General features: G+C 39.6%; 12 protein-coding genes and 2 pseudogenes. All 14 read right to left on the reverse strand.

Going from position 1 to position 12,092, the window contains the following annotated elements; translation table 11 throughout:
- Window positions 1–67 precede the first annotated feature (67 nt).
- Window positions 68–262, reverse strand: a pseudogene (locus AC5NT5_RS11490) (EF-hand domain-containing protein); the annotation flags it as partial.
- 367 nt (window positions 263–629) lie between these two features.
- Window positions 630–836 (reverse strand): calmodulin, encoded by a 207-nt coding sequence (locus AC5NT5_RS11495; RefSeq protein WP_182673880.1) that lies wholly within the window; start codon window positions 834–836, stop codon window positions 630–632.
- A 169-nt stretch (window positions 837–1,005) separates the two neighbouring features.
- Window positions 1,006–1,218, reverse strand: coding sequence for an EF-hand domain-containing protein (locus AC5NT5_RS11500; RefSeq protein WP_007585535.1), 213 nt, complete (start codon window positions 1,216–1,218; stop codon window positions 1,006–1,008).
- A 597-nt stretch (window positions 1,219–1,815) separates the two neighbouring features.
- Window positions 1,816–2,031 (reverse strand): TIGR02450 family Trp-rich protein, encoded by a 216-nt coding sequence (locus tag AC5NT5_RS11505; RefSeq protein ID WP_002958506.1) that lies wholly within the window; start codon window positions 2,029–2,031, stop codon window positions 1,816–1,818.
- A gap of 80 nt (window positions 2,032–2,111) precedes the next feature.
- Window positions 2,112–2,451, reverse strand: a pseudogene (locus AC5NT5_RS11510) (cupredoxin domain-containing protein).
- Window positions 2,452–2,471: 20 nt separating this feature from the next.
- Window positions 2,472–4,718, reverse strand: a complete 2,247-nt coding sequence (locus tag AC5NT5_RS11515) for a heavy metal translocating P-type ATPase (protein ID WP_494514076.1) — start codon at window positions 4,716–4,718, stop codon at window positions 2,472–2,474.
- Window positions 4,708–5,151: a MerR family transcriptional regulator gene (locus AC5NT5_RS11520; protein ID WP_309168583.1), complete on the reverse strand. Its 444-nt coding sequence runs from the start codon at window positions 5,149–5,151 to the stop codon at window positions 4,708–4,710. The genes AC5NT5_RS11515 and AC5NT5_RS11520 overlap by 11 nt, the downstream gene beginning before the upstream one ends.
- A gap of 508 nt (window positions 5,152–5,659) precedes the next feature.
- The gene (locus AC5NT5_RS11525) at window positions 5,660–6,157 is read right to left on the reverse strand and encodes a DUF2059 domain-containing protein (RefSeq protein ID WP_182673883.1); all 498 of its coding nucleotides are present in this window, start codon (window positions 6,155–6,157) and stop codon (window positions 5,660–5,662) included.
- Window positions 6,158–6,287: 130 nt separating this feature from the next.
- The gene (locus AC5NT5_RS11530) at window positions 6,288–6,620 is read right to left on the reverse strand and encodes a Na+/H+ antiporter subunit G (RefSeq protein WP_002958501.1); all 333 of its coding nucleotides are present in this window, start codon (window positions 6,618–6,620) and stop codon (window positions 6,288–6,290) included.
- A gap of 9 nt (window positions 6,621–6,629) precedes the next feature.
- Entirely contained in the window at window positions 6,630–6,899 is a 270-nt protein-coding gene (locus AC5NT5_RS11535) for a K+/H+ antiporter subunit F (RefSeq protein ID WP_007378493.1), read from the reverse strand.
- The gene (locus AC5NT5_RS11540; protein ID WP_002958499.1) at window positions 6,893–7,429 is read right to left on the reverse strand and encodes a Na+/H+ antiporter subunit E; all 537 of its coding nucleotides are present in this window, start codon (window positions 7,427–7,429) and stop codon (window positions 6,893–6,895) included. Before AC5NT5_RS11540 ends, AC5NT5_RS11535 begins: the two co-directional genes overlap by 7 nt.
- Window positions 7,429–8,946, reverse strand: coding sequence for a monovalent cation/H+ antiporter subunit D (locus AC5NT5_RS11545; RefSeq protein WP_494514075.1), 1,518 nt, complete (start codon window positions 8,944–8,946; stop codon window positions 7,429–7,431). The genes AC5NT5_RS11540 and AC5NT5_RS11545 overlap by 1 nt, the downstream gene beginning before the upstream one ends.
- The gene (locus AC5NT5_RS11550; protein ID WP_010554685.1) at window positions 8,943–9,296 is read right to left on the reverse strand and encodes a Na+/H+ antiporter subunit C; all 354 of its coding nucleotides are present in this window, start codon (window positions 9,294–9,296) and stop codon (window positions 8,943–8,945) included. Before AC5NT5_RS11550 ends, AC5NT5_RS11545 begins: the two co-directional genes overlap by 4 nt.
- Entirely contained in the window at window positions 9,296–12,088 is a 2,793-nt protein-coding gene (locus AC5NT5_RS11555; protein ID WP_024603510.1) for a monovalent cation/H+ antiporter subunit A, read from the reverse strand. The genes AC5NT5_RS11550 and AC5NT5_RS11555 overlap by 1 nt, the downstream gene beginning before the upstream one ends.
- Between the last annotated feature and the right edge of the window lie 4 nt (window positions 12,089–12,092).

Below are 12,092 nucleotides of genomic sequence, written 5' to 3' on the forward strand. Positions count from 1 at the left end.
AAGCAGCTAAGTATTAATTACTTAGCTGCTTTGTGAGTATGACTGGTAAGGTTCTACATAGAGCTTATTACTGAACCTTCGAAAACTCTTCTTTAGATAACTCGCCATTTCCATCTGTATCTAATTGATCAAAAAGCTGTACTAGTTGCGAGTTTACTTGAGCTTCTGTTTTACTAATTACGCCGTCGCCATCTGTATCAAAAGAATCAAAATCTACCGCAGCAAACGCCGCTGAAGAAGAAGCTAGGGCTACAAGTGGTAGGGCGTGTTGATCTTTGGTGGGTGAATTTGCAGCAGTATGTTTGGTTTTTAGGCAAGGCAGAGCCTATGTAGTGTGGTTATTCCCCATAAATAGGCGATAACGCAGCATAAATACCAAACATGCGCTGCCCTTTGGGTTCTTTCTAGGGACGATTAACTCTTTGTTGCTCGGTTTTTACTTAGCCCACTAGGTTACAAACCTCGCGCCTCGATTTAATCGCCCCTAGATTGAACAAATTTCAATCCACAAAGATCAATACGCCCTAAAGTTTTATGTAATGTTTTCATAATCGTTTCCTTAGGCTTTGGGCCTGATTAGGGGTAAGAAGTCCTTTTCAAAGATCCTTTAGGAGTAAAGTGTCTATAAATTAATATTCAAAAAAATCATTTTCTGTCGGACCACCGCTACTTTGAACATTCAGCTCGTCAAATTGCTCTATCACTTGCAGTGACTCTTCAGAGCGACTAATTGAAGCGTTGTCGTCTGCGTCGCGTGTTTCAAAGTCTGTGTTTGCAAATACTACTGACGAAGAAACAATAGCCATAAGTACAAATGTTGATTGTAGCTTTTTCATAATTTAATCCTTCAAAAGTATGCGGTGTCCTAAATAAATTTGCTCTATAGTGCTCTCTAGTCACTTCCTAGTTATTCTTTTTAGTAGGCTCCCGTGCCTACTTAGGTTGTCTTTGGCAACTCAGAATTTAGATAACATTACAGAGCATTAACTGCTTAAGGCTTTAATTTTAGGCCTTAGAAAACTCATCTTCAGATAGCTCACCATCTTGGTTTGTATCGAGTTCTTCAAATTTGCTTAAAAGCTCAGCATCCACTGATGCTTCGGCTTGGCTGATTGCGCCATTACCATCTACGTCTAGCGTATCAAAATCTGTTGCTGCAAAAGCCGCTGATGAAGAAGCTAGCGCCATTAGTACTAATGTTGATTGAAATGTTTTCATAATAGTATTCCTTCATTGGGTTGTTGCGATTAAGGCCTTTGGCTTTCATCACGTTTTGCTTAATACACTCTAGGTATTACAACTTCGGTGCCACTTTTTATTTATTATTTAAAAACAATGAGTTAAATGATATAAAGCGAGAAAAGCTTAATTTGAGGAGGTGTTATTGTTGCTATTTAGCAACAGTCATTTAACTAAAAATAATAAACCATTATAAATCAATTGGTTAAGTTTAATTAAAAAGACACACTTTTGCTAAAAAGCCAATAAGGGGGCGTTTAGGTTAGCCTTCAAGATAAACTGAATATGAACATGGAAATTACATCGGATTTATTTGCGGCTATTAAATAATTAATTAACTTATAATCAGTAAGTTAGATTGTTTTTGAAATTTATTATAAAAATTTTGGAAAGATATTTTGAAATTAACTGTTTTGTTGCCAAATGGCGAATTTATTTAGGAAGGTTTCAATGCTAAAGCTAAGTTGTAGCATTAAACTCATAATTTAATGCGCTGTAAAACATATGTTCGCTTGAGTTAAGCAAACCTACATCGTGTGCCAGCTATTGGAGTGAGGTAAATTATATAGACTTAAACTACTTCCACCCTTGCAGCCACTTTTGGTTATCTTTTAAATCTCGCCAACTAATTGGATATTGATTTTTTGACATAACAGCCTCGGTAATACATTCAATTACATTACCGTCTTCATCAAATTCCACCTCAACAATAATGAAGTGTTTTTCTTTATTTATAGCAGGTGTTGCGGTCCATTTACTATTCAATAATTTTTTAGGGTTTAGTTTATTCATTTAGTATAACGACTCCTATTCATCTATTTATACAGCTTATATAAGGCAACTATACGACCCCAACACCTACTTAGTTCAGGTTACTCTGAAACTAGCTTGCCCTTATACATTTGCATTTGGCAATGAAAGTCGTATTCACCGGCTTCAAGCGTAGGTAGTTTAACTGTATTGCCATCACCCATTGCCAGCGTTTTACTTATATCAAGCTGTGGAAATACCACTGTTTCGGCGCACGGCGCGCTGTCTTTTCTATCAAAGGTAAGTACAACCTCTTTGTTGGCTGCCACTATAATATGTCCTGGCTTATAAACACCGTTATCAACGACTATCATTACTTTGTGTTTGCTCTGGTTTGTATAGCCAAAACCAATAAATAATTGCGGCTATTAACAGTGCACCACCTATATTAATCATCAACATAATGTACTCCTTAGCTTAAATTACGATTCATTTGGTTTGAAAAAACGTAAGCGATTAGCGTTACTTACCACTGTAAGCGATGAAAGTGCCATAGCTGCACCTGCAACAACAGGGTTAAGTAGTATGCCAAAAAATGGATACAACACGCCGGCTGCAATCGGAATACCCGCCACGTTATAAATAAAGGCACCAAATAGGTTTTGTTTAATATTTGAAATAGTTGCATTACTCACTGCAATTGCATCAGCAAGGCCATGCAGCGATCCACGCATTAAGGTAATGTCTGCACTTTCTATTGCAACATCGGTACCTGTACCAATTGCAAATCCTACGTCGGCTTGTGCAAGTGCAGGGGCATCGTTAATACCATCACCTGTCATACCCACTATTTCACCATTTGCTTGGCGTTTTGTTACTTCGTTTACTTTGTCATCGGGCATTACTTCTGCAATAAAGTCATCAATACCGACTTGCTTAGCAACGGCTTGTGCAGTGGCTTTGTTGTCACCTGTTAGCATAACTAGGTGGATACCTTTATCTTGCAGGCGTTTAATAGCTTCAACTGAATCCTCTTTAATTGGATCGGCTACTGCAATAATAGCGTGGAGCTTATTATTACTTGTAAAATACATGGGCGTTTTAGCATCACTGGCAAGTGTTTGAGCTTGCTCGGTTGCATCATCAACGGCCACGTTGTATTTATCCATTAGCGCTTTATTGCCAAACAATAATGTTTGCCCGTCAACACTGCCAGTGACACCTTTACCTGTAATTGCACTAAAGTCGGCTACTTTACTCAAAGCTAAGCCCTGCTTTTTAGCGTATGCCGTAATTGCTTGGGCCAGTGGATGCTCTGAGCTACTTTCAAGGCTGGCAACAAGTTGCATTACTGTATTTTCATTACTGTTATTAAAGGTAACTACATCGGTAACTTGCGGTGTGCCTTGAGTAATAGTGCCTGTTTTATCTAAAATCATGGTGGTGATTTTAGATGTTGTTTGCAGCGACTCACCATTTCGAATTAATATTCCTGACTCTGCAGCTTTACCAATACCCACCATAACCGACATAGGGGTTGCGAGTCCTAGCGCACAAGGACAAGCAATAATAAGTACAGTGGTAACCGCAACAACGGCATAAGCAATTGATGGCTCAGGTCCAAAGTTTAACCATGTAAGGCCTGCAAGCACCGCAATAATCATGACTGTTGGTACAAATATCCCTGATATAACATCAGCTAAGCGCCCTATTGATGGCTTTGAGTTTTGTGCACGCTTTACCATATTGATAATATTGGCAAGTGTGGTTTCGCTACCAATGTGCGTGGCTTTAAATAATAAAGTGCCACTTTTATTAATACTTCCGGCAACGACTTTGTCGCCCGTTTTTTTGCTTACAGCCATTGGCTCACCAGTAAGCATTGACTCATCAACCGTACTGCTGCCTTCAATAACATCGCCATCCACAGGGATTTTTTCACCCGGGCGTACGCGTACTTCATCATTTTTTACAACATCACTAATGTCGATGTCTTGCTCTTGAGCATCGCGAATAACGCGTGCAGTTTTTGGTTGCAGGCCAATTAAGCGTTTAATTGCTTGTGAGGTGCGCCCACGTGCTTTTACTTCAAAAGCGAGCCCTAAACTAATTAAACCGATGATCATCGATGATGCTTCAAAATATACGTGTCTTGCGACTTGTGGTAATAAGTTTGGTGCTATTACTACGAACATTGAATACAACCACGCAGTACCTGTACCAAGCGCTATTAATGTATCCATATTGGCAGCATGGTTTTTAAATGCCTGCCAAGCACCGTTGTAAAATTGCTTACCTGATATAGCCATAACCACAAGCGTGACTATACCCACTAAAAACCAGGCTATTCGTTGTGTGTCGGTGGTCACACTCATATCAAAAATAAGCCCGTATATCATTAACGGTGCACCGACTCCTAACGCTAATATCATATTACGCATTAGCTTTTTGTAATGTGCCTCGTCCGACTTTGCTTTTTCATCAAGTGCATCTTGATCAGACTCATTACTCATTGGCTTAGCTGAATAACCAATGTTTTCGACTGCTTTAATAAGCGTGCTTTCGCGGGCTTTACCTTCTACACGGACAGTACGCTGTGCAAAGTTCATTTCCACGTTTTGCGCGCCTTGCACGCTATTAAGGGCTTTTTCAATTTTAGCCACACAACTGCCGCAATTAGCACCTTCAATAATAAAGTTTTGCGCGGTGTCTTTTGTATTAGTCGTCATTACGCTGCTCCTTATTTGCAGAATCGTTTATTGGATCAACAAAAGATTCTATTAAACTACACACGTCACTGGCATTTGCACCATCGGCTGATGTATCCCATTGCGCCAGAGCTGCATGCATTCTGTTTCGTAATTTTAATGTTTCTTGAAATAGTGCTTCGGTTTCTTCTAGGCGTTTAGTAATGAGTTTACGCGTTAACGGACAAGGACAATTCCCCTGCTCTGACTCGCCTATAATGTGTTGAATATCTTTGAGAGAAAAACCAAGTTGACGAGAGCTAATAATAAACTTTAAACGCTGCTGGTCTTGCTTTGTATATTCTTGATAGCCATTTCCTTCACTGCGTATTGGATGAAGTAACCCAATTCGTGTGTAATGACGTACAGTATCGGCAGTCACGCCCATTAACTTGGCAAGTTGTTTAACATACATAATTTAGCTCCGTCGTGTTTCAATAGCTTCATAATAAACCTAGGTGCAACACATTGGTCAATGGCTATTTTAAAAGTAACAAAATAATACTAATTGGCTCAATTAAGTGCTCTATTTAAGACAATAAATCGAGTGGATAACAGAGCAAAGGTTTCGTTATTTAGTTGTTATTATTAATTGCCCCTGCATCCATGCAGTCGTATCCCAAAAATGTTTAACGCAGTTAGCGCCGAATTTATTCCTTCAAATTGATTATGTATTGTTGCTCATTGGTATAGTGACACAAACATAATTAACTTAAGCTGGTATTGGCCGTGTATTATTTGAAGGGGGCGTAATTTAGCACAGAAGCGCCTAAGTAAGGCGCGTATTAATCTAAGGGCGTGTTGATCATTGGTGATTTAATTTATGCAGACTGTTTGGTCTTTAGGCAAGCCAGAGCCTATGTAGTGTGGTTATCCCCCATAAACAGGCGTTAACGCAGCATAAATACCAAACATGCGCTGCCCTAGTTTGATTCGCTACGGCTTTGCTCTAATTCGTCGCTTAGTTGCTGCGCTAAAGTTTGTATTTTAGGCATAGCATCTTTCATTAAGCTTTGTGACATTTGCATAGACTCTTGCATTACAACAGGCATTTTTTCGAGTATTTTTTGCCCTGTATCTGTTTTATAAAATGCTAACATATCGGCAATTTCTTGCTCACTAAAATGCTTGTCGTATACATTGACCATCATTGGCTGCATTTTAGCCCAACTCATCTCAGTTTTTAATACCGTCGTCATGTCGCCGTAGTACTTATCAAAAATTGCTTGCTCAGAAGGCTTAACACCCATTTGGTCTGACATGCCTTTCATCATACCTTCAACCTGGCCGTACATAGAGTCAACCATTGAATCTAAATTCATTACTTTAATGAGTTCATCTATTTTTTGCTGCTTAGTATTTTGTTCAGCATATAAACTACTAGAAAAAATTAGCAACGATAAAAGTAGTACCTTACCCATAATAATATCCTTTCATATAAATAATTAATTTATAGTCACATGAATAATTTGTATTGTAAAGGGTACAAGCAATCATTAAAAAGGCCGAATAAAATGAATTTATTCGGCCTTTTATAAATTAATTTTTGCGTTAGTCGTCTTCTACATTATCTAGACCTTTAGTGCCTTCTTTGGCTTTTAGCTTATGATGAATAGCTGACTTTATTAGCATGTAACCACTAATCGGTGCTGTAATTAGTAAAAATATAGTGATGAGTATTTCTTTAACACTTAGGCCATGCTCTGAACTTGCAAAATAGACCATAGCCGCAATTAACATACTCGCCATGCCTAACGTGGTTGCTTTAGTTGGTCCATGCAAACGCATAAAAAAGTCAGGTAGTTTAATTAAACCTATTGAGCCAATTAAAATAAACGTACCACCAAATAACAATAATATTGATACAACCCATTCGCTGATCATGTTTTCACCTTATTCAATTATATCGCCACGTAGTAAATACTTACACACTGCAACCGTACTTATAAAGCCGAGCATGGCAATAAGCAGTGCAGCTTCAAAATAAAGCCCTGTATCCATACTAATGCTGTATAAAATAATCAGTGCGATGACGTTAATGTACATAGTATCGAGCGCTAAAACACGGTCAGGCACTGACGGACCGATGATCAATCGCCATAAATTAAGCAATAATGATAAGCCAATCATCGAAAAAACAATGAGTAATACAGTATCTAACATTGAAATATCTCTTTTAGTGGAGCTTCGTAGCGTTGTTTTATTTGTTTGATAAGTGCTTCTTCATCTTTAAGATCAAGCACATGTATCAGTAAGTAGCGTTGCGTTGGCTCTTCACCTTCAGGTAACGACTCAGCAATTGGATAAACCTCTGCACTCACAGTACCAGGTGTAAGCGATACACAACTAGCCAATATAGTAATTGGCATGTCGTGTGTTAAATCTATCGGTACTTTTATAAATGCCGGACGCAATTTTTTTGATGGCCCAAGTATAAGTAAAGCCACTTGTAAATTTGCAACAACAATATCGTACAGCACTATAAGTAACTGCTTAAGCGCCAAGCCTGGCTTTAAAATCAGTGGCTGAGGGTCTCGAAACGAAAAACTTAAAATAGGGATAAGTATCGCAAAAATAGTCGCTAATACTAAGTGCCCTACCGATACGCTATTGTTTAACAATAACCAAACCATAAACAAAAATAAGCTACGAAATGGCGTTGGTAACCAACGAAAACGGGCTTGTAATCTCATCACATGCCTCCTTTAAGTACAGCATTAATACCGCCGCTTAGATCATGTAACTGAGTAGCAGCATTTAGCATATATTCACTTATTGGTCCGCCCAAAATAACGAGCAATGGCGAACATGCAAGTAAAGCTATAATTACAGTTACCTGCAACGGGTGTGCACTTGCACAATCGGCATTTTCGCTACTTTTGCTTCTATGCTCCCAGAACAAAGTTGTGCCAGCGCGCGAAAGCGCTACTAACAACGCAAAACTTGTTACTAAATATACTGGCCAAAATAGTAAAGCTTGCTCACTGTTTAATGTCGCTTTAAGTATCCAAATTTTACCTACAAAGCCTGACAGTGGTGGCATACCAACTACCGTTAAAGACGCAATAATAAAGCACACACCTAATAAAAGTGGCTGTTTTACAGAGCGACCTGCTACTAGTCTATCGCCAACTTTACCGCGCTGGATTGAAACTAAGTCTGCTAGTAAAAATAGTGCGGCACTAACAAGTGTTGAATGCACTAAATAATATAAAAGTGCAGCAGTGGCATTTACATTTTGCAATGCTATTAGCGCAACCAGCGTACCTACCGATACTAATACTAAGTTAGAGGTGAGTTTACGTAAGTCTTGCGCTGCCATCACACCAATTGCACCTACTATAATGGTCGCAATTGCTAAGCCCCAAAGCCAAGGCTGCGCCATGTGTTCAAGCGCTCCGGCTTGTTCACCAAATATCACAGTGTAAACACGAAGCATGGCGTAAACGCCTACTTTGGTCATAATCGCAAACAATGCAGCAACCACAGGTTTAGCACTTGCGTAAGTATTTGGAAGCCATAAATGCAGAGGTAATAGTGCGCCTTTTAAAGCAAATACTATTAATAGTAGTAAGCCGCCTGCTTTTGCTAGATATACATCGTCACCTGTAAGTAGTGATACCTTTTGCGTCATATCTGCAATATTAAGCGTACCAAGCACACCGTACAAAATCCCCAAACCGATTAAAAATACACTTGAGCCAACTAAATTCAATATTACATATTGCAATGCCGCGCGAGTATTTTGTTTATCACCTGCGTGCATTAACAGTGCATATGATGCAATCAGTAGCACTTCAAAAAATACAAATAGGTTAAATAAATCGCCAGTTAAAAACGCGCCATTTACACCTAATATCAGAAAGTGAACAAGTGGGTGATAAAAGCTGCCTTTTTCATCATCGCCAGCACTACCATATAAAATAGCGCCCAAACCTAAAAATGAAGTTAACGTAACCAATAAGGTAGACAACATATCGGCTACTAAGACTATTCCAAATGGTGCAGACCAATTACCAATAGCGTAAACGTTAATACCCGTATTATTAATATGTACAAGTAAAAGCACACTAATGGCAAAAGTAGCTATTGCCATTACAATTGAAACTAAGCGGCGAATTTTAACGCTTTTACCACATGGCGGTAGCAATAAAATTACAGCCGTCAGCATAGGTAATAAAATAGGGAGCGAAGCTAAATGTTGGATCATTTTTGCTCCTTATTATCTGCCGAGGTGTTAGGCACATAACCATCAACATGGTCGCTACCTAAATCGGCGCGTCCACGTATTGCCAAAATAACCACGAATGCGGTCATCGCAAAACCAATAACAATAGCTGTAAGCACTAAAGCTTGAGGTAATGGGTCGGCATATTCTGTACCAGTACCAAGCACTACCGCTTTATTAATAGTAAGGCGACCTGCTGAAAACAAAAATAAGTTAACAGCATATGAAATCATAGTAAGCCCAAGTACTACAGGGAACGTACGAGCTCTTAGCAGTAAAAACACACCGCAACTGACCAATACTCCAACGCAAGATGCGTACAATAATTCCATTAAATATTTACCTCTTTTTTCTGGGTATCTGCCGTCATATTACCTAAGCTTGCCAAAATCATTAGCGTAGCGCCTACAACCGTTAAGTAAACACCTAGGTCAAATGCAATCGCGCTGGCAAGCTCTGTTTTACCGACAAACGGAATATCAAAGTAGTCAAACCAAGTTGTTAAAAATGGCTTATCAAAGAACCAGCTACCCACACCAGTGAACAGTGAAATACCAATGCCTGAAGCTATGATTTTACGATAATTAACATCAAAACGTCCGTTTATCCATGCTGTACCATGCGCCATGTATTGCAAAATAAACGCGATTGACGTTACCAGTCCTGCAATAAAGCCACCGCCAGGTAAGTTATGTCCGCGTAAGAAAATATATGCAGAAACCAATAACGCAAGCGGTAATAAACTTTGTGAAATACTCGCCAGTAAGATTGGGTGGCGCTCTCGTGCCCATGGGCGCCCTTCGCTGTCACTTGCTGGCATAAATAATGGGATTCGAGAAAGTACTTTAAATATACCTAATGCGGCAATGCCTAATACGGTAATTTCACCAAGCGTATCAAAGCCCCTAAAGTCGACTAAAATAACGTTAACTACATTAGTACCACCGCCACCAATTTTAGCGTTAGCAATAAAGAAGTCTGAGATTGAATCTAATGGACGTGTAAGTAATGCATAACAGATACTCGCTATAACTACACCTAAAGTAGAGGCAATTCCTAAATCTCGAAGTACGCGTAATGAACTTGATTCTTTTGGCGTATGCTGGGGCAAGAAAAACAATGCCAGCATTAGTAAAATAATAGTAACAACCTCAACAGTTAACTGTGTAAGCGCTAAATCTGGAGCAGAAAAACGTGTGAACACAACCGATACCATTAACCCTACGATTGAGAGCATTAACAACGATACCATTCGAGAGCGATGCCAAATAACGGTAGCAAGAGCACCAATAATCAATAAGCCTGCCCCAATTGCATTGTGCACATCAACAGGGGTAAGTGGCATGCTGCCGGCAAGTTGTTGCATTTCAAATAATGGCCAACCAGCACACAGTAAGACTACCGCTAACATAATTACTAGGTAGCGCTGCAGCGATCCATTTTCGATACTGCTTACCTTTGACTGACACCAGGCAACAACACTTAAAATTACACGTTCAAAGGTTTTTTTAGCGTTTAAAGGTGGTAATGACGCTTGAAACTGAAATAGATATTTACGATTAATATAAATAAATAAACCGCCAGCAATCGCCATTGCACTCATTAATAGAGGCAAGTTAAACCCGTGCCAAATAGCCAATTCGTAAACTGGCATTTCTTTTCCAAGTACAGCTAAAGACGCCGCAGATAAAATGCCATCAATTGTAAAGTGTGGGAACATACCCACTAGCAAACAAATCACAACTAATATTTCTATTGGTACTCGCATATAACGTGGCGGTTCGTGCGGCGTGCGAGGTAAATCAATTGGCTCACCATTAAAGAACACGTCATGAATAAAGCGTGCGGAGTACGCAACAGCTAATGCGCCTGCAACGGTTGCCAGTACTGGAATTAACCACGACATAGAACCAAGCACTTGCTGATGCAGCGTTTCTGCAAAAAACATTTCTTTAGATAAAAACCCATTAAGTAATGGAACCCCTGCCATTGCAGCCGCCGCGACCATTGCAAGCGTTGCAGTGTATGGTAAGTATCGCCACATACCATTTAATTTACGCATATCGCGCGTGCCTGTTTCATGATCGATAATACCAACGGCCATAAATAACGACGCTTTAAACGTTGCATGGTTAATTATATGAAATATAGCAGCAACAGTCGCAAGCTCAGTATCAAGCCCGAGTAATAGCGTTATTAAACCCAAATGACTTATTGTTGAGTAGGCTAACAATCCTTTTAAATCGTGTTTGAATAACGCTATATAAGCACCAAACAACAGCGTAGCTAAACCTGTTAACCCAACAAGTAAGAACCACGTATCGGTGCCAGCTAAGGCAGGATGAAAACGTGCTAATAAAAATATACCGGCTTTTACCATGGTTGCAGAATGTAAATACGCGCTCACTGGCGTAGGCGCTGCCATTGCATGAGGAAGCCAAAAATGAAATGGAAATTGTGCCGATTTAGTAAACGCACCCAATAGCACCAATACTAATGCTACTTCGTATAAATCGTGAGATTGAATTATCGCTTTACTCGCTAGGATAACATCTAGGTCATAACTACCAACAATATCACCTAATAGCATTAAGCCTGCAAGTAACGCTAAGCCGCCCGCGCCTGTTACAGCAAGAGCCATACGAGCCCCCTTTCGCGCTTCAGACTTATGCCACCAAAAACTAATTAATAAAAATGAGCTGATGCTCGTTAATTCCCAAAACAACCACAGCTGAATAACATTGTTAGACATAACAATGCCAAGCATTGCGGTCATAAACAGCATTAAATAACTATATAACTTAGCCATTGAGTCGTTGGCACTGAGGTAGTAACGCGTGTAGAGGATAACGAGCAAGCCTATGCCTAAAATCATAAACATAAACAATAAACTGAGGCCGTCTAACCGCAGAGATAGGTCGAGCCCTATTGACGGGATCCAAGCGAAAGAGTAACGAATGGTTTCGCCCGCTAAAACTGCAGGTGCATGGTATAAAGTTATTCCCAAAGCCGTTAAAGGCGCAAGAGCCGTTAAACTAGTGCTTAAATTGCGGGATAACTTACCTGTGCATGCAGAAATAACACTGCCAATTAAGGATAACAAGGGTATCCAGAGCAAAGTCATAATG

Source organism: Pseudoalteromonas sp. J2K-J599, from assembly GCF_059295115.2.